The organism is Bradyrhizobium sp. 190, from assembly GCF_023073415.1.
In the GTDB taxonomy this organism is placed as follows: domain Bacteria; phylum Pseudomonadota; class Alphaproteobacteria; order Rhizobiales; family Xanthobacteraceae; genus Bradyrhizobium.
Genome location: NZ_JADPJL010000063.1, coordinates 1 through 16,548, shown reverse-complemented (window position 1 = coordinate 16,548; position 16,548 = coordinate 1). Strand labels below are relative to the sequence as shown.

Genomic DNA, 16,548 nt, shown 5'->3' with positions numbered 1-16,548 from the left:
CCGGTCGAAACCGAATTCCACTGTTTTCGAGGAGCCCACCAGATGCCGAGAGCCAAACGCCGGAAGCCGTACAACCCTGCCGCGGCACATGACCGGAGATCCCGCGATCTGTTACGCAATGCCGAAGTCGCTACCGTCGAGGTTGATAATCCCCTGGCGTTGGAGCCGGGCGAGAAGATCGTTGCCTTGCGTTCGATCCGCAACGATCCGCTCGCTCGCCTGCATTCCCGCCACCAGGTCGACGAGGCGCAGTATCAGGCGGGGCGTGCGTTCCAGAGCGACTGGGAGAAGGCCGAGCGCGGGCCGCGCGCGGTCGATCCGACCCGGGAATATGTCGATGGCGGGCAGAGCCGCGAGCCGATCACCGAGGGCCAGCGCAAGGCCGTGCTGCGGTTGAACCGGGCCGAACGCGAACTCGGCGCGGACGGCTCGGCGCTGGTGCATGACGTGCTGGTCCAGGGTCTGACCATGGAGCAGGTCGGCCAGCGGAGGGGACTGTGTACCAAACGCTGGAGCGACTATTTTTCAAGGCGCTTCCGCGAATGCCTCGACCGGCTGGCGCTGTTATATGGATTCGCGACGGAGCAGCCCGTTCCCGTCAAAACCCTCCCGCGCTGAACCGCAGCGGCTGCACTACGTCGTAGGCAGCCTTGCTCAGCGGTACGGCATAGTCGACGGTCAATGCGCCGAACGGCGAGGCCCAGGTCAGGCCTGCGCCGATCGACGAACGTACGACATTCTTGTTGGCGACCTGAAGCGATGCTGTTGATCCGCTGTAGCGGAATACACTGCCGGCATCGACGAAGGCTGTGGCCCTGAGGCCGTATTCGTTGGGTATGCCGGGGATAGCGCTCTGCAGTTCGGCGGTCGTCGCCCAATAGGCGCTGCCGCCGACATTATCCATCGTGGTGCCCGGCGTCAGGTCGCGTGGGCCGAAACCGTTCGGGGCAAAGCCGCGCACCATGGTCGGGCCGCCGAAGAAATTGTTCATCAGCGGCACTTGCTGGCCGCCCCAACCGGTGACGTAACCGCCCTGGGCGCGAACCATGCCAACGAGGTCGCTGTTGATCGATCTGTAGTAGCGTACGTCTTCCGTCGTCTTCAGGAATTTCACGTCGCCGCCAAGTCCCGCCAGGTCCTGGCTGAGCTGCGACCTGATTCCGCTGGTCGGGCTCTTTGTGTTGTCCAGTGTGCTGTAGGTCGTCGTACTGCCGGGAGCGGAGACCCAGGTCGGACCGGCGGCGGCCGCCTGCCGGACGGCAAGCGAAGGCGTCAGGCCCGAAGCGTTCGGCGAAAGCGTGATGTTCTGATTGTAGATCGAGTAGCGCCACTGCACGCCAATTTCCTCGGTAATCGGCGTGCCGAGCTGCAGTCTCGCACCGTAGGTGGCGCTGCCATAGGATTGGTAGCTGCTGGCGTCGTTTTGACGGCCGAAGAGTTCGATTCCGGCTGCGACTTTGGTGCCGAGGAAATAAGGTTCGGATGCAGCCAGATTTATACCGCGCGCATACTGGCCGTAGGTAAAGGTGGCCTGAACGTTCTTGCCCGTGCCGTAGAAATTGCGCTCGCCCACTTTGACCTCAACGAGCGCGCCGTCGACGGTCGAGTAACCGCCGGCCACGTTGAAGTCGCCGGTCGCCTGGTCAACCGCCTCGACATCGAGGATGACATGATCCGGTGCCAAGCCGGGTCTATTCGATATCTTCACCGACTTGAAGTAGTTCAAATTCTTCAAGCGCCGCTCGGCCCGGTCGATCAGCGTCTTGTTGTAGGCGTCGCCTTCCGCGATGTCGAATTCGCGCCGGATCACGTAATCGCGGGTGCGCGTGTTGCCGTGAATCTCGATCCGCTCGACATAGGCGCGAGGCCCCTGTTCGATCACGTAAGCGACGTCGATACGTTGCGCGGCGGTATCGCGCGTAAGGCGAGGTGTCGCCTGGGCAAAGGGATAGCCAAGCTTCGCCATTTCGATGGCCAGAAGCTCGGTGGTCTTGTCCAGCGCGTTGCCGTCGAACACCGCGCCTGGGTGGACCGTGGGGAGGGCACGAAGCTTGTCGCAATCCATGCCCGGAACGTTGCAGGCGAGGCTGACTTCCCGGAAACGATAGAGCGGGCCCTCGTCGATTGCGAAGTTCAGCGTGAAGCCTTTCATGGCCGGATCATACTCGGCCGTTGCCGATGGGACGCTGACATCGGCATAGCCCTTGCTGCGGTAGTAAAGCCGCAGCTGTTCCTGGTCTTGCGCGACGCGGTCAGGATCGTAGACGTTACCGCCGGTCAGAAAACTCAACATGTGGGTAGCGGAGGTCTTGATTACGGCGCTGAGTTGCCGTTTGCCGAAGGCCTTGTTGCCAGTGAAGTCGATCTGCCGCACCGGAGTCTTTGCTCCCTCCGTTATGGCGTAGATGAGATCGACCCGACCATTGCCGCGGTCGATGATTTGCGGATCGACCCTCACTTCGGTGCGACCGGCGCGCCGGTATGCCTCGATGATGCGGCCGACGTCGGCCTGCACGGTGGCGCGTTGCAGCGAGCCGCGCGGCTTCGATTCAACGGCGGCGGCAAGGTCGGTGTCCTTGACCTTCCTGTTGCCTTCGAATGCGACGCGGTCGAGCACGGACGCCTCGGACACATGCACCACAAGCCGATCTCCGGCGCGTTCGATGGAAACCTTTTCGAACAAACCTGTTGCAATCAGCGCTTTCAACGCCGCGTCACGCGTGGCGTCGTCGAAATGCCCGCCGGGCGCTGCGTGAAAGTAGGAGCGCACGGTCTCAGCATCGACGCGACGGTTCCCCTCGACGATGATCGATCGTTGCGGCGGCGATGCGATTTCGGCGACGACAGGTGTCGCTAAAATCAAACCGAGGGCGCCGGCAAGCCGGCAAGCCGCCAGCCCCGATCGTGATAATCGGTTGCGCTGCGTGATGCGTCTGATCTCCACGTCCCGCCGGACTCCTATGATCGGGCTAAGATGGGATTGCCCGTGCGGGGCAAAAAAATGTCTGGGATAAGGTGAGTTGCGGGCGATATGCCACAATTTGGACGTCTTCTCTCAATGCGGACATTCTCAGAATTGTCGCAATGCGCGCTTCATGCTTCGCCATCGAGAGAGCCCAAGAGAGCTCAAGGCGCCCGCGTACCAAACCGCGCATGCGTCCAAGCTCGCAGGAGCATCACATGCGTTATGCAGCTTTCGTTGCCGCCGCGCTCATGCTGATTCAGCCAGCGCATGCAGAGAAGACGCCGGAGGTCGATCCGCGCGCCTCGCTCGGCGTGGTCCAGCAATGGATCTACAATTATCGGGCCAAGCCGGACTATGCCCATGTACCGGCGGCCGTGCGTGTGCTGTTTCATTCGCAGACGTTCAAGGAACCGGAGAATGCCGGTATTTATCTCGGCTTCATCGCCGGTGCGATCGGCTCAAACCCTGCCAAGGCCGAGCAGCTCATTGCCGGTTTCTTTCCTGTCCGGCCGGAAGACGAATGGGTGATCGTTCGCGCCATAGCGTACTCGGGGCTGCCCGACTGGAGAAACGTTCTGCGCCGGGTCGCGCCACGAATGCCGGGCCGGCGGGTCATGATCGACAGCTATCTCGCAGGCAAGCTGCCGACCTTGACCGACATCCCGCTGGAAGAAGTAAAGCCCGGCATGATGGACAAGCTGCGCGGAGCATTCACCAAGAATCCGTTCGCCAAGGACGAGCGGAAGCTGAACACGACGCTCACGTTTGCGAGCAACCAGGATTTGCTGGATACGCTGTGGGGCTACTATTTTGCGACCGGCTCGCATGCGCCTATCCAGCGCATCATCCAGATGCTGCCGTGGAGCAAGAGCCGCGACACGGTGGACAAGCTCACGGTCGGAAGCATGGCGCGCTACACGCTGGCAAGCTACGCGATTCGCGATGCCGGTTTGCGCGAATATCTCCGCAGCGAACTTGCCAGACAGCCGGCGGCGGTCAAGGCGCCGCTCGCCGAAGTGGTCGAGGCGGCGGACACGGTGCAGATCGCAGCCTTGCGCAAGGATGCGCTCGCCGCCGTGGACGAACTCAAGATCAAGGGTTCCGATAGCCGCCGTGACCTCAGCTTCTGGGGGCAGGTCGGCGTCGGCGCGGTCGCGCTCGGTTGTGTCTCTGCGGCTGCGCTGGGGCAGGTCGCAGTCGGCATTCCCTGCGTGATTGGAGGCTCGGCCTCGCAAGGGTTCCTGTCGTTCTGGGAAAAGCAGCAGTAACCCAGGACCTGTCGCCGCAGCTCATTCCAGCCCGGCGCGGCGAAAGCCCTCGAGATAGTGCTCGCGATCGGCGTCGTGCTTCCAGGGTAACTGCGTCGCGATCCAGGCGAGCGAAATATTGGGCTGGGTCCGACGCAACTCGTGAAGCGCGGTCCGGGCGAGTTCGATCTGGCCGGTCATGCCGGCCGCGACCGTCAGCACCCGGTAGGCGCCGGTGAGGTCGCCGCGCTGGCGGGTCGCCTCCTGCGCCAGTGCGATCGCCTCCTGATAGTTCCTTCCGACGAACTGGGCGTAGGCCGCTACGCCGTAATAGATAGCGGAAGAGGGATCGCGCGGGCTCTGGCGGATCGCGCGTTGCGTCGCCGCATAGGCATCCGTCCACCGTCCGGTGTAGGAGAGCGCCAGCGCGTAGTACCCCTGTGCCAGCGAAAAATTCGGGTTGAGCTGGAGTGCCTGTTCGAACTCGGCCAGCGAGTGCTCGAGCCGGCGCGTGGAGAAATATACGCTGCCGAGGGCCGTATGCGCCCAGGCATCCTCGCTATCGGCGGCAATCGCCGCCAACGCCGCTTTCTCGGCGGCGGGCGCTGCGGTTGCAAGGTCAGTCCAGCCCAGATGAACGCCGAACATATGGTTGGTTGCGAATAGGGCCAACGCCTGGCCGTAGTTCGGATCGATCGCAATCGCGCGTTCCAGCAGCGCCTGCGCCGCGAGGCTATCGGGCCGTGTCACCCGCCAGTGATGTGACAGCGCCCGCATCACCAGGTCCCACGCGTCCACGCTGTTGGGCGGCTTGCGCCGGCTGCGAAAGTTCTCCGCTGCGTAAATCTGCGGCTCGATCGCGGTGACGATGGCGTCGGTGATCTCGTCCTGCACGGCGAAGACGTCGATGAGGTCGCGGTCGTAACGCTCCGCCCAGATATGACTACCCGTTGCGGTGTCGTTAAGCTGCGCAGTGATGCGTACGCGATCGCCGTTCCTTCGCACGCTGCCTTCGAGCACGTAGCGCACCCCGAGCTCAGCGGCGATCTGTCTCATCTGGACCGCCTTGCCCTTGTAGGTGAACGACGAGTTGCGCGCGATCACGAAGAACCAGCGCAATTTCGACAGCGCAGTAATGATGTCCTCGCTGATCCCGTCGGAAAAATACTCCTGCTCCCGGTCGCCGCTCATATTGTCGAACGGCAGTACGGCTATTGCCGGCCGGTCGGGCAGCGCTAGCCCCGAACGCGGCTGTTCTGCTTCTGCACGCGAAGCGGCCTGTGCATCGCATGGCCCATTCACGGCGCCGACGAAGCGAATCCCCTTGCGGGGAATGGTACGGATGAGCCGCTGTTCCTTGCCGTTGTCGCCGATCGCGCTTCGAGCGGCATTGATCCGGCTGTCCAGCGTCGAATCAGAGACGATCCGTCCTCCCCATACCAGCGCAATGAGATCGTCGCGGCTGACCACGCGATCGCGGTGTTTCAGCAAGTGAACCAGCAAGTCGAATACTTGTGGCTGCATCGCCACCAATTCGCCGCCACGGCGCATCTCTCGACGGTCGGTATCCAGGGTGTGATGATCGAAGTTGAATTTCACGTGCGCTTTCTCAAGAAACAATCAAGTCCGTCTAAAGCGGAAGGCAAAGTCTTGGTGCCGTTCTCCGTGCATCCTGCCAAAACAGGGAGCTGCAATCCCATTTCCCGTAGCGGAGTCAATTTTCATGACGGAAACCCAAGCCATCCACCCGGCGACACCGGGCAATCGGGTGCTAAGATTCACTGCATTTCTGTTCGGAGGTGTGGCCTATCTCACATTTGTGTTCACGATTCTGTACGCCATCGGGTTCGTATCGGGGCTCGCCGTGCCGAAGGCGATCGATACCGGCGCGAATTCGGGGATATTCGAGGCAATTGTCGTCAATCTCGCCCTGATGTCGTTATTTGCCATCCAACATAGCGTCATGGCGCGTAAATCGTTCAAACACTGGTGGACGCAGTTTATTCCGAAGTCTGTCGAGCGCAGCACCTATGTGCTGTGCGCAAGCCTGGCGCTTCTGTTGCTGTTCTGGCAATGGCGTCCGATGCCGGCCGTCATCTGGAACGTCCAGGAACCCGAAATGGCCGTGGTGATCGCCACACTGTCGTTCATTGGTTGGGTGATCGTGTTCACGAGCACCTTCCTGATCAATCATTTCGAACTGTTCGGGTTACATCAGGTCGCCAACAATCTCGTAGGTCGCGAGATGCCGGCGCCCGTCTTCCGGGCGCCGTTCTTCTACCGCTTTGTCAGGCACCCGATCTATCTCGGTTTCATCATCGCGTTCTGGGCGACCCCGACGATGAGCGCCGGGCATTTGCTGTTCGCGGTGGTGACCACGGCCTACATCTTCGTCGGCATCATGCTCGAAGAGCGCGACCTCGTCGGCATGTTCGGCGACGAATATCGCCGTTATCGGGAACGCGTTTCCATGCTATTCCCCTGGCGCAGGCCGGCCTGATCACTTCTCTACTAAGGAGACAGAAATGATGAAGCATACCGGAAGCTGTTTTTGCGGCGCGGTCGAGGTCCAGGTCACGGGTGCGCCGGAAGGAATGGGTTATTGCCATTGCAGTTCCTGCCGTTCGTGGTCCGGCGGACCGGTGAACGCGTTCAGCCTGTGGAAGCCGGAAGCGGTACGGATCACGGCGGGGGCGCAACACGTCGCGACGTTCGAGAAGACCCCGATGAGCCAGCGCAAATACTGCGCGGAGTGCGGCGGTCACCTGATGACCAATCATCCGACGCTCGGGCTGGTCGATGTCTTCGCCGCAACCATCCCGACACTCCCCTTCGCGCCCGGCGTGCATGTCAATTACGCCGAGACGGTGCTGCCAATGCGGGATGGGCTGCCCAAACTGAAGGACTTTCCCGCCGAGCTTGGCGGCTCCGGTGAGGTGATCGCCGAGTAGGAAGACGGGTTTCCACAGCAGTAACGGCGCTGCGAACGCTGTTCGCAGCATCTGCGCATCGATAAGGCGTCGCTCGACTCCGGAGACCTGACCGGGGCGGGCGACGTCTTTTTGGGGTACCAGCCTTGGAGGCGAGGGCAATGCCGCGGTCCCGCGCGCCGTCATGAGAGCTATGTCAGCGGCAGGTCCCGCCCTGCAAAATCGGGGTTTGGCGTTACCCGTCTGGTTCCGGTAAGAAAGCCTTGAAGTCGCGGTGAAAATCTTCATTTCGCCAGGCAAAATAAAAGAGGAAATGCCGGAGATGACTGCCAGACCGCAATTGCCGGAGCGAACGCCGCGCGTCACGGGCGAACCGACTGCGCTGGAGGGGCTGCTGGTCGTCGACTTCACCCGGGTCGTTGCCGGCCCGGCCTGCACGCAAACACTGGCCGATTTCGGCGCCGAAGTGATCAAGATCGAAAACCCAGACGGGGGCGACGATACCCGCCATTATGAACACGCGGAAATCGGCGGCGAGAGCGCGGCCTTCCTCAGCCTCAATCGCAACAAGCGCGGCATCGCGCTCGATTTCAACAATCCTGCGGCGCTCGAAGTCGCGCGCGAACTGATCGCGAAAGCGGATGTCGTCGTGGAAAATTTCTCCGGCGGCATAATGAAGAAGTTCGGTCTCGACTATGCCTCCGTCGCGCCGACCAATCCGAAGCTGATTTATTGCTCGATCTCGGCCTATGGGCGCAAGGGCGAGTTCGCCTTGCGTCCGGGTTTCGATCCGATCACGCAGGCCGAAAGCGGCTTCATGTCGCTGAACGGGTTTCCGGATGGGGAGCCGGTGCGGACCGGTCCGCCGATCGTCGACATGGCGACGGGCATGTCGGCATGTAACGCAATCCTGCTGGCGCTGATCGCCCGCGACCGGCTCGGCCGCGGCCAGCAGGTCGAGGTGGCGCTGATCGACACCGCCGTGTCGATGACCGGTTTCTACGGCATGGCCTATCTAATCAGCGGCGCGAACCCGGGCCGCTTTGGAAATTCGCCGAACGGCTCGCCCACCGTCGGTGTGTACCAGGCATCCGACGGGCCGCTTTACATGGCCTGCGCCAACGACCGCCTGTACCGCCGGCTCGTGGTGGACGTGCTCGATCGACCGGACCTCGTCACCGATCCCGAGTTCGCCCACAGGAAAAGCCGAACCGCCAACAAGGAAAAGTTGCGTGCCATCATCGCCGGTATCTTCGCCAGCGACAGCCTCGAGCACTGGATGGCGAAGATGAAGAAGGCCAACATACCGGTCGGCTATCTGCGCACCGTAGAGGAAGGTTTCAACGCGCCGGAAGTGCGCGACCGCCATCGTCTCAGCCGGATTACGCATCCGACCGCGGGCACCGTCCCCAATATTGAAACGCCGCTGCAGATGAGCCTGACGCCAACCGTCGATCCCGTGGCGGCGCCGCTGCTTGGCGAGCATACGAGGGACGTGCTCCGAAAGACCCTCGGTTATGATGAGCGGCGTATCGCGGCCCTGGCCGAGGCGGGGGCTTTCGGGAAGCCGGGCAATACGGCCTGAGCGGCGGCGATCGAGTTTGAATATCCGCAGCGGGCACGTCCTCGATGCTGTCTCCGTTGCGCAACACCCGATGTGTTCCTCGGCTGGACGGTCTTTTCATTTCAGGAGTCGTCTGCGTTTCGGCAAAATGAAATGAGCAAGGACATTGAGCGTTACTTGATCATTGAAGGTCGTTGTCAGCCGCTGTGATCGCGTTGCAAGTGTAACGCATGATGGCGCGGCTCGCGCGAGGCTGGTCGCTCGGACGGGTCGCGGCCAAGCTTGGGCTTCAAATCCACGAGGTCGATGAAAGCGTCGGCCTGACGCCGAAGTTCATCTGCGATCATCGGAGGATGGCTGGCAATGGTTGAGACGACGGTGACGCGAACTCCGCGACGTTGGACCGCCTCCACCAGCGGGCGGAAGTCGCCGTCACCTGAGAACAGAATCATCTGATCGATATGCTCGGCAAGCTCCATGGCATCAACAGCGAGTTTGACGTCCATGCTGCCCTTCACCTTGCGATGGCCGCTGGCGTCGGTGAACTCCCTGGTCGCCTTGGTGACCACGGTATAGCCGTTATAGTCGAGCCAATCGATCAAGGGACGGATCGACGAATATTCCTGATCCTCGATGATCGCGGTGTAGTAGAACGCGCGAACTAGCGTCCCGCGGCTTTGGAATTCCATGAGCAGTCGCTTGTAATCCACATCGAAACCAAGCGTCTTGCTGGCCGCATGAAGATTGGCGCCATCGATGAGGAGTGCGATCTTGGTACAGCCAGATGACATTTGGGCAATGGCTCCCAAATTGGACAGCAAGGCAACAGAAACATCAGTTCACGTTGTGTGTCTTGCGCCGCCACGAAAAGCGGGCCGGAGCGGCATCGTAAGAAGTCTTGCCCATTAAATCATAGAGTGGGGCAGGGCTTTGTTGTCGGGCGGAGTGACGCCCGCCGGGGACGAAAACCATCCGCTTGAGCTGGTAGTGCCGCATGCGCTGATCGACAGCAAGCGCGAGCGGACTTCCGGACTGCCCTCAAGGATCCAGGATGGCTCGATCGGCGAAGGGTGAGATCCATTATTGCAATGGCCGGTTTCGATAAGCGCAAGCGACGTCGATGACCTCCACGGATTGAATGAGTATGCACGGCTTCAAAGGATCCCGGTGTCGTTAGTAGCGGCTGCTGTTTTTCCGTGACCCGCAAAATCAGATTATCCCAAAAAAACTGAAGGGGCCACTTTGCCGCAAGCAGCTTAGGCAGCGCGCCCAACGGGTCCTCAACGCGGGGTTACCCCCAAAGAGGCACCTCAGGCCGTGTCCAAACTTGAGATGAAGCTACAATGCGAGCTACCCTTTGATCCTGCTGTTTATACAACGAACGCCGGATGAAGCTCGGCGACCGAGCGCAGCAAAGCCGTCAGACTAGGCGCGCCGCTCTGAGGCATCAGCCAGACGCCGCAACGAGGGATCGATCGATTGTTTGGCGTACATCAGATCGAACTTCGATCACAACGGCGCCGTTCGTCGAGATTGCTTCCGCGACGATCTTGGCCGCCTGCGCTGCGGTCGTGATCGTATAACCCTGCGCGCCGAGTGCACGGGCGAGGCGGCAAAATCGGGGTTGGACAAGTCCGTACCCCAAGGGTGTTTCGAAAATGCTCGCTCCTGAGGTGAACGGATGGTGCCGTACGACCGGTTGTTGGAAATCACGATCTTCATTTGAGCCGGCGAGCAACGGCCATTGCCAACTCGTTTCCGGTCATCAGGAAGCCTCCGTCGCCGCAAAACGCGAGTACCTGACGATCCGGATAACGAAGGCTCGCGCTCAATGCGGAGGGAACTCCACTGCCCATCGCGCCGGAGGTGGAGCCGAGCAGTCGAGCTGACGTCTTGAGGCGGAAAATCCGGTGTATCCAGGCGGCGAAGTTGCCCGAGTCGGTCGTTACGATACCATCTGCTCTGAAAGTTTGGCGACGGCCGCAACCGCATGGCCAAGGACATCAGCGCTGGGGATACGCGTGCACCGCTTCCTGAGCTTTCGCCATTGCTTCGATCCACCCGCCGCGCTCGCGTACGACGACCGGCAGGTCGAGCCGGGATCGTGAGAAGGGATGCGCCGACGCGACGATCGCAAACATCGTATGGAAATGGGTCCCGAAACGCATTCGGATCGGGGTAGATGTGAACAAGAGGCGGAGACGTCGGCGATTGTCGCGGAAACCGGAATCCCAGAGAAGACAAGTCGCCGAGCCGCGTTCCGATCGCAACGATCAGATCCGCTCACTCAAAGAGCCTGACATGGGCTGGCGACGCGAAGAAGCCAAGGTGCCCGATCGAGAGCCGGTGATCGTTCGGAAATTGATCAACAATGCCGGGATCGGCACCGAAGGGCTGCTGGCCAATATGCGCAATTCCGAGATCGAGGCGTTGATCCGTCTGAACGTACTGTCGCCGATCGTTCTGACCAAATACGTGGTGCGCCATATGATGGCCGACGGCGCCGGGCGCATCGTCAACATCTCCTCCATCATCGCCTCGACCGGCTACAACGGCCTGTCCGTCTACGCCGCGTCCAAGGCCGCAGCCGGCGGCTTCACCCGTTCGCTGGCCCGCGAAGTCGGCAAGCTCGACATCACCGTGAACGCGATTGCGCCCGGCTTCGTTCGACACCGAACTGACCAAGTCCTTGGACGACGACGGCCGCCGGCGTATCGCCGGCCGCAGCGCATTGCGCCGCTTGCCCGAGGCCGACGACGTCGCTTCCATGGTCGAGTATCTCCTCGGAGAAGGCGGCCGGAACATCACCGGCACGGTTCTGACTGTGGACGCCGGCAACACCGCTTGACCGCCGCGACGGCAGGCTTGCGCCCCCGCGGCGCACTGCGTTTCGTGCCCCTTTGAATGGAAGCCAGTTATCGGAAACGCGTGCAGCCTCCCGCGCAGCAAAGAGTACGGGAGTTGGAAAACGACAGGTTCAATCGAAAACGTTCCGGATTTCTTCATGCAGGCGTCCACGTTCTGCTGTGCGCATTCGCAGCCGACCTACGGTGGTTGCTGAAATCGAGCTCGCGATCTGGTTGGCCATTGCGTCGCCTGATGCTGTGAGCAGCTTTCTTGGATGTACCCCTTAAGAGTTTCCCAGCAGCGGGCAGGCGAAGTGCATAAGATGCGTGATGACGCATTCGTGATGACGCATTGGAAAAGGCCATCTCGCCGTGCGGCGGTTGATGGGCAGATGGGTCGCCTAATGAAAAACCGGTCATTCCCAGGCGAGGATGATGCAGCTCTCGCCTATGAGATCTCGGGCGCGTTGCGCGTCGATTCGGACAGGACGCTTTTTGCCCGGAATACATTGATGCACCTGCAAGCGGAGGGACAAGCGGCGCCCGTGTGGATCGCTGCCGCTGTCGCCGTGATGACGTGGCCGTCCCAACCGCAGGCTTTCCCGGATCAGGCGCGATACGCGGCGGCGGATGAGCAGCACGCGATGAAGAGCTCGCATGGAGGCGCCACATCCGTAGTACAGGGCTTCCGACACCGGGGGATCGGCAGCGCCTACAAAGCTTGGAAAGGAATTGGCTGATGAACTGGTCTTTTGGTTTAGCTCCGCGACTTTTGCTCATGGCATTGGCCTCGTTGCCCGTGATTATTCAGCCGTTCACTGCGGATGCGCAGACTCAAAATGCCCGGATGCAAGGCGCTCGTCTGCCGCCTCGCGAGCCCCCGATGCAAAAGCCGCAAATGGCGATGAATGCCTGGACAGTCGGTATTGCAGGAGGCCTTCTTGAGGGAGCACCAATCCGCCTGGCGGCGGAGATTGCTCGTGTCGTAGACGATGGACGCAATCTGCACGTTCTGCCGGTCGTGACACGCGGTGCCACGGAAAACGTGAACTCGCTGCTCTATTTGCGCGGCATCGATGCCGCGATCATCAATTCCGACGCGCTGGAGGAATATAAGAGCCAGGTGCCGGATATTCAGCAGCGGCTTGCCTACGTCCTGAATCTATTCCCGTCCGAACTTCATATCTTCGTTCGTCCCGAGATTCAGAGTCTGAACGATCTGGCTGGCAAGAAAGTGAACTTCAATACCCAGGGTACCGCAGCGGCCTATTCGGGCCCACTGATATTCAGTCGGCTCGGCCTCGAAGTGGAAAAGACGTTCATCCCGCATCAGGTTGCGCTCGAGCAGATGCGTAAGGGCGAGGTAGCGGGGGTCGTCTTCATTACCTCGAAACCGGTCGATGCTTTCGTGCGTGGTCGTTGGGAGCCGGGGTTCAAGTTCTTGCCAATCCCCTATGACAGCAAGTTCGAGGACTACTATCTGCCAGCCACGCTCGATGCCGCGGACTATCCCAATCTGATCAAGCCGGGCGAACGAGTAACGACGATTGCCGTTCCGACCGCTCTCGTCGCCTTCAACTTTCCAGCCAAATCGAACCGCTTTCAGCGCATCGCACGTTTCGTCGATCATCTGTTCTCGCGGATCGGCAAGCTACAGGAGCCCGGCTTCGACCCGAAATGGAAATTGATCAATCTCGCGGCGACAGTTCCCGGCCTCGCGCGCTCCCCTGCGGCGCAAGCGTGGCTCGAACGCCAACCGCGCGCAGCGCATGCATCGCAATGAGAGGCGTAGCCATCCCAATTGTAGCTGGAATCGCGCTCACAAGCGGGATTGCCTGGACGCAGGGGGCAGAAGATCCGGCGGCGCAGCTTCGCGATTGCATCCCGATGGAGCGCGCCGAACGGATGAAGTGCCTGGACAAGGTGTCGCGGGCGATCGCGGCTGCGCATCAGGCGGACTCCAAGGGAGACAACTGGGTCATCAGCCAAACGACCTCGCCAGTCGACTATTCGCCAGTCGCCACCGCCACGACCTTGTCGAACGATGGTGCGGCGGCCGAATCCGCAATGAAGCTTTCAATTCGCTGCCGCGGGGGGCGGACCGAATTGGTAGTCGCAGGATCGGGCATTTCGGGCCGCGGCGACGATTACGCGATCTCCTATCGTGTTAACGACGGTCAGCAGATGCAGATCGCGGCAGCGCTGCCGGCATCCGGGGCAGGGGTCGCGTTCGGGGGCGACGTTATTCGCTTGCTGCAGTCCCTTCCGGACGCTGGAAGCCTCAGCGTCCACCTTGCACCCCGCACAGGAACCGCGGTGGATGGAACGTTTTCGCTCGGCGGGTGGGGAGGGGTGCGCGCGAAGATGGTTTCTGCGTGCAAATGGTCACACCCAGTCGCGAAGCCGAACAGGTGATGGTGTTTGATGGACTTCATGGAGGAGAACCCGATGAACATGTTTCAGCACATTGCGAAGGCAGCCGCGGTAGGAGCCGTCACGGTCTTGTTCGCCGCATCGTTTGCGGCAGCGGAGCAAGGCGGACGCTACTGGGTACCGACAACGACGAATCCCGATACGTACCAGCCGCGCACTGCGGTAAAGCGGGCCGCCACGCATAAAGTCGCCATACATAAAAGGGAACGACCCCCTCTCGCCGCCATGGCCCGGGCTGCACCCGCTTCTATAGCGCATCATTTGATCCTGCAGGTGAACACCAACGACCCCGCCGCGATGAACCTCGCGCTCAACAACGCAACGAATGTTGCGCAGTACTACAAGGATCTCGGCGAGAAGGTGAAAATTGAGGTGGTCACGTTTGGGCCCGGCCTGCATATGCTGCGCAACGACACGTCGCCGGTAAAGGCGCGCATTGAGGAGATGACGCTGAGTACGCCGGAGGTGTCGTTCAAGGCCTGCGGCAACACCCAGGAAAAAATGCACAAGGCCGAGAACAAGGACATCGCGATCGTCCCTCAGGCAGAGGTGGTGAAATCAGGCGTAGTGCGTGTGATGGAGTTGCAGGAGAAGGGATGGTCCTATGTGAAACCGTGAGCGAGGTGCTGGATCACGAGATCAGCCTCCAGCGCCCACAATGCTCATCGATGGTGCTCCGCCGCGCCTAGCGCTTCAGCAGGGCCTCTGCGACAGGATTAGCTGCGCGCGCGAGCGCGCTACTCCAGCAGGACAACATAAGCGCGGCGCGGCTTGCGCGCAGTCGAGATGGGGAGCGCCCAGGCGAACTTCGCGTTCGCAGAAACCTACGATCCATTGATCCTTGCGAAATGGGGAACTTACCGCACTCGCGGCGATGCGAGCAAAGCGCAAGACCTCTATGCCAGGGCCGACGCCGCAGGAATCAAAGAGACGAAAGCGCTGCTGGAGCGCTGCGTCACTAACTTTGGCGTAATAGACTATCGATTTCAGCGCAATGGTCTCCACCGCCAGAGGGCGTCATTGGCCGTCAGCTCGCAAATCTGACCAGGCGGCTTGATGGGGCCGGACTATCGTGGTGGACCGCGAGCGGGGAATGAAGTCGCCGTGACGAGTTTCCAGGACGCCACGACAATCTCGCGATAACAGCCGCACATGACAGCTTGGCGACGCGTCGATCAATCGTGCAAATTGCTACGATGTCTAATGTTGGCGGCCTTCTCGACAGTTCGGGAAGCACGACGCGGTATAGCCTCGCAACGGATTTCAGGGCGTGGGTGGGTGTCTGAGGCACGCAACAACCAGAAACGTGCTCGATCGAAACGTAGGACAGCAAGGCCAGCGAAAACGCCTGCGGCGCCTCCAGCCATTTTTTGGAGTGCGTCTATGGTTCGTGCGTGGCGATCCGGAGTAAGAAACTGCAGAAGCTCAAGCAATGCGGCGCTGCCAAGTACGATGAGTAGGACGGCAAGAGTGCGTCGGGGATAGGCTAAGCAGAAGAGCGTGCCGAGAATGGCAAATGCTGCAAGATGTTCTAGATTCGACGAGGTCAGCAAAATCGGCCTATCTCTAAGCGGCGACAGGGTCGAATAAGCAATGACACACAGACCGGCCCATGCAGCGAACTTAAGTAGTTTTTGAGACATGAGGTTTTTCCTCTCGGCTTCGCTCTACTGCCTGCGTAACTAGCCCAAGCGCAGAGCTTGCCATGGCGGCCTGCTCTCCGGACCGGGGTCGCTCCGTAAAGCCGGAACGCGGGGCCAGCCTACGCAAGTACACCGGGTGGAATAGTTGCTAAAAAGGGGCACTCCTCTTGAGTTCCACCGGTTATGGTCGTCGCAGGCGCCATCGCAACCCGCCATGGATTGATGAAGACGCCCTCAGGGCGCCGCGCCAGCAGTTGTTCGAGGTTCATCTTGCGCATCGAGAGGGGAAGCTTGCGGAGACCCTTGCCGCCTACGGTCAGCACGTCGAAGGCGCAGACTGAACTTCTTCGTCATGCTTGCGATGAGGGAGGGCGTTGAAAACCGCGATGACGTCAGCATCGAGCGCGCTGGTCGGCATGCCGAATTTCAGCCAGGCAAAGACTCACATAGATGGTCGAGGTTGCGCAGCCGATCGTCCGTTGTGGTGAGGTTTGCGGCGTAGACCGCCATTGCGTTCGTGAACGATGACTGGTGTTTGACGATCGGCTGACCCTTCACGTTGAAGCTCGTGTTCAGCACCATTTCCCGACCAGTCACTTTGCCGACGGCCTGCACCAAAGCGTGGAATTCCGGATTGTCCTTCTTGCTGATCGTCTGCACGCGGGCCGGCGATCGGGAAGACACCGACGAGCTTGGCAATAGCCTTGTTGGAATAGGTTCCGATCCGGCAGATCGGCCATGATCCAGGCAACGGCACGGTCGGCGACGCCCTTGATGGAGCGGAAGGTATCGGAGAGACATGCCCACAGAGGGTCATCATCGATCATCGAGCCGATCTCGCCCTCAAGGGTGCGGGACTGCCGCTTGAGCAGCGCAATCACTTCGTCGATGCTGGCCAGCATCTCGGCGTCATCGAGCAG

General features: G+C 60.8%; 17 protein-coding genes and 2 pseudogenes. 11 read left to right on the top strand and 8 right to left on the bottom strand.

The annotated features are described in order from the left end of the window. Positions 1–42: 42 nt before the first annotated feature. Positions 43–618: a DUF6456 domain-containing protein gene (locus IVB22_RS31115; protein WP_247520988.1), complete on the top strand. Its 576-nt coding sequence runs from the start codon at positions 43–45 to the stop codon at positions 616–618. Here the strand turns inward: IVB22_RS31115 and bamA are convergent. After that, positions 599–2,944, bottom strand: a complete 2,346-nt coding sequence (gene bamA, locus IVB22_RS31110) for an outer membrane protein assembly factor BamA (RefSeq protein ID WP_308200482.1) — start codon at positions 2,942–2,944, stop codon at positions 599–601. The two genes, IVB22_RS31115 and bamA, sit on opposite strands and share 20 nt — an antisense overlap. Before the next feature lie 236 nt (positions 2,945–3,180). Between bamA and IVB22_RS31105 the strand changes: the two genes are divergently transcribed. Next, positions 3,181–4,233 carry a hypothetical protein gene (locus IVB22_RS31105; protein WP_247520987.1) on the top strand — a complete coding sequence of 351 codons (1,053 nt, stop codon included), beginning with the start codon at positions 3,181–3,183 and terminating at the stop codon, positions 4,231–4,233. Between the two features lie 21 nt (positions 4,234–4,254). Here IVB22_RS31105 and IVB22_RS31100 read toward each other — a convergent pair whose 3' ends face one another. Then, the gene (locus IVB22_RS31100) at positions 4,255–5,763 is read right to left on the bottom strand and encodes a winged helix-turn-helix domain-containing protein (RefSeq protein WP_249805509.1); all 1,509 of its coding nucleotides are present in this window, start codon (positions 5,761–5,763) and stop codon (positions 4,255–4,257) included. Positions 5,764–5,935: 172 nt separating this feature from the next. Here IVB22_RS31100 and mddA point away from each other — a divergent pair, with 172 nt between their 5' ends. The 3 genes from mddA (at position 5,936) to IVB22_RS31085 (ending at position 8,727) form a co-directional block, all read left to right on the top strand. Further along, on the top strand, positions 5,936–6,712 hold the full coding sequence (gene mddA / locus IVB22_RS31095; protein WP_247520985.1) for a methanethiol S-methyltransferase: 777 nt from the start codon (positions 5,936–5,938) through the stop codon (positions 6,710–6,712). A gap of 28 nt (positions 6,713–6,740) precedes the next feature. Next, positions 6,741–7,163: a GFA family protein gene (locus IVB22_RS31090; protein ID WP_247521096.1), complete on the top strand. Its 423-nt coding sequence runs from the start codon at positions 6,741–6,743 to the stop codon at positions 7,161–7,163. A 301-nt stretch (positions 7,164–7,464) separates the two neighbouring features. Continuing rightward, positions 7,465–8,727, top strand: coding sequence for a CaiB/BaiF CoA-transferase family protein (locus IVB22_RS31085; protein ID WP_247520984.1), 1,263 nt, complete (start codon positions 7,465–7,467; stop codon positions 8,725–8,727). A gap of 176 nt (positions 8,728–8,903) precedes the next feature. Here IVB22_RS31085 and IVB22_RS31080 read toward each other — a convergent pair whose 3' ends face one another. From IVB22_RS31080 to IVB22_RS41265, 3 genes are all read right to left on the bottom strand, one after another. After that, positions 8,904–9,497: an NYN domain-containing protein gene (locus IVB22_RS31080; RefSeq protein ID WP_247520983.1), complete on the bottom strand. Its 594-nt coding sequence runs from the start codon at positions 9,495–9,497 to the stop codon at positions 8,904–8,906. Positions 9,498–10,153: 656 nt separating this feature from the next. Beyond that, positions 10,154–10,351 carry a thiamine pyrophosphate-dependent enzyme gene (locus IVB22_RS41270; protein ID WP_253075350.1) on the bottom strand — a complete coding sequence of 66 codons (198 nt, stop codon included), beginning with the start codon at positions 10,349–10,351 and terminating at the stop codon, positions 10,154–10,156. Positions 10,352–10,424: 73 nt separating this feature from the next. Then, positions 10,425–10,586 carry a thiamine pyrophosphate-dependent enzyme gene (locus IVB22_RS41265; protein WP_253075349.1) on the bottom strand — a complete coding sequence of 54 codons (162 nt, stop codon included), beginning with the start codon at positions 10,584–10,586 and terminating at the stop codon, positions 10,425–10,427. 481 nt (positions 10,587–11,067) lie between these two features. Here IVB22_RS41265 and IVB22_RS31075 point away from each other — a divergent pair. The 6 genes and pseudogenes from IVB22_RS31075 to IVB22_RS31050 form a co-directional block, all read left to right on the top strand. Continuing rightward, positions 11,068–11,554: pseudogene (locus tag IVB22_RS31075) on the top strand (SDR family NAD(P)-dependent oxidoreductase); the annotation flags it as partial. Between the two features lie 321 nt (positions 11,555–11,875). After that, the gene (locus IVB22_RS31070) at positions 11,876–12,292 is read left to right on the top strand and encodes a hypothetical protein (protein WP_247520982.1); all 417 of its coding nucleotides are present in this window, start codon (positions 11,876–11,878) and stop codon (positions 12,290–12,292) included. A 38-nt stretch (positions 12,293–12,330) separates the two neighbouring features. Then, on the top strand, positions 12,331–13,335 hold the full coding sequence (locus IVB22_RS31065) for a TAXI family TRAP transporter solute-binding subunit (RefSeq protein WP_374207752.1): 1,005 nt from the start codon (positions 12,331–12,333) through the stop codon (positions 13,333–13,335). A gap of 104 nt (positions 13,336–13,439) precedes the next feature. Further along, positions 13,440–13,967: a hypothetical protein gene (locus IVB22_RS31060; protein ID WP_247520980.1), complete on the top strand. Its 528-nt coding sequence runs from the start codon at positions 13,440–13,442 to the stop codon at positions 13,965–13,967. Positions 13,968–14,000: 33 nt separating this feature from the next. Beyond that, positions 14,001–14,603 carry a DsrE family protein gene (locus IVB22_RS31055; RefSeq protein ID WP_247520979.1) on the top strand — a complete coding sequence of 201 codons (603 nt, stop codon included), beginning with the start codon at positions 14,001–14,003 and terminating at the stop codon, positions 14,601–14,603. 153 nt (positions 14,604–14,756) lie between these two features. Then, positions 14,757–15,029 (top strand): hypothetical protein, encoded by a 273-nt coding sequence (locus IVB22_RS31050; protein WP_247520978.1) that lies wholly within the window; start codon positions 14,757–14,759, stop codon positions 15,027–15,029. Between the two features lie 131 nt (positions 15,030–15,160). On the opposite strand, the gene IVB22_RS31045 is transcribed toward IVB22_RS31050, so the two are convergent. The 3 genes and pseudogenes from IVB22_RS31045 to IVB22_RS31035 form a co-directional block, all read right to left on the bottom strand. Next, positions 15,161–15,628, bottom strand: a complete 468-nt coding sequence (locus IVB22_RS31045) for a VanZ family protein (protein WP_247520977.1) — start codon at positions 15,626–15,628, stop codon at positions 15,161–15,163. Between the two features lie 426 nt (positions 15,629–16,054). Beyond that, the gene (locus IVB22_RS31040) at positions 16,055–16,243 is read right to left on the bottom strand and encodes a carbamoyltransferase C-terminal domain-containing protein (RefSeq protein ID WP_247521095.1); all 189 of its coding nucleotides are present in this window, start codon (positions 16,241–16,243) and stop codon (positions 16,055–16,057) included. Then, positions 16,222–16,548 (bottom strand): annotated as a pseudogene (locus IVB22_RS31035) (hypothetical protein); the annotation flags it as partial. The gene IVB22_RS31040 and the pseudogene IVB22_RS31035, both read right to left, overlap by 22 nt.

Bases quoted from the DNA above. Each gene is read 5' to 3' on its own strand.
- IVB22_RS31055 (WP_247520979.1), top strand. From the start codon at position 14,001: ATGAACATGTTTCAGCACATTGCGAAGGCAGCCGCGGTAGGAGCCGTC.
- IVB22_RS31115 (WP_247520988.1), top strand. From the start codon at position 43: ATGCCGAGAGCCAAACGCCGGAAGCCGTACAACCCTGCCGCGGCACAT.
- IVB22_RS31045 (WP_247520977.1), bottom strand. From the start codon at position 15,628: ATGTCTCAAAAACTACTTAAGTTCGCTGCATGGGCCGGTCTGTGTGTC.
- IVB22_RS31080 (WP_247520983.1), bottom strand. From the start codon at position 9,497: ATGTCATCTGGCTGTACCAAGATCGCACTCCTCATCGATGGCGCCAAT.
- IVB22_RS31070 (WP_247520982.1), top strand. From the start codon at position 11,876: ATGCGTGATGACGCATTCGTGATGACGCATTGGAAAAGGCCATCTCGC.
- IVB22_RS31065 (WP_374207752.1), top strand. From the start codon at position 12,331: ATGGCATTGGCCTCGTTGCCCGTGATTATTCAGCCGTTCACTGCGGAT.
- IVB22_RS31060 (WP_247520980.1), top strand. From the start codon at position 13,440: ATGGAGCGCGCCGAACGGATGAAGTGCCTGGACAAGGTGTCGCGGGCG.
- IVB22_RS31085 (WP_247520984.1), top strand. From the start codon at position 7,465: ATGACTGCCAGACCGCAATTGCCGGAGCGAACGCCGCGCGTCACGGGC.
- IVB22_RS31100 (WP_249805509.1), bottom strand. From the start codon at position 5,763: ATGCGCCGTGGCGGCGAATTGGTGGCGATGCAGCCACAAGTATTCGAC.
- IVB22_RS31105 (WP_247520987.1), top strand. From the start codon at position 3,181: ATGCGTTATGCAGCTTTCGTTGCCGCCGCGCTCATGCTGATTCAGCCA.
- IVB22_RS31090 (WP_247521096.1), top strand. From the start codon at position 6,741: ATGAAGCATACCGGAAGCTGTTTTTGCGGCGCGGTCGAGGTCCAGGTC.
- mddA (WP_247520985.1), top strand. From the start codon at position 5,936: ATGACGGAAACCCAAGCCATCCACCCGGCGACACCGGGCAATCGGGTG.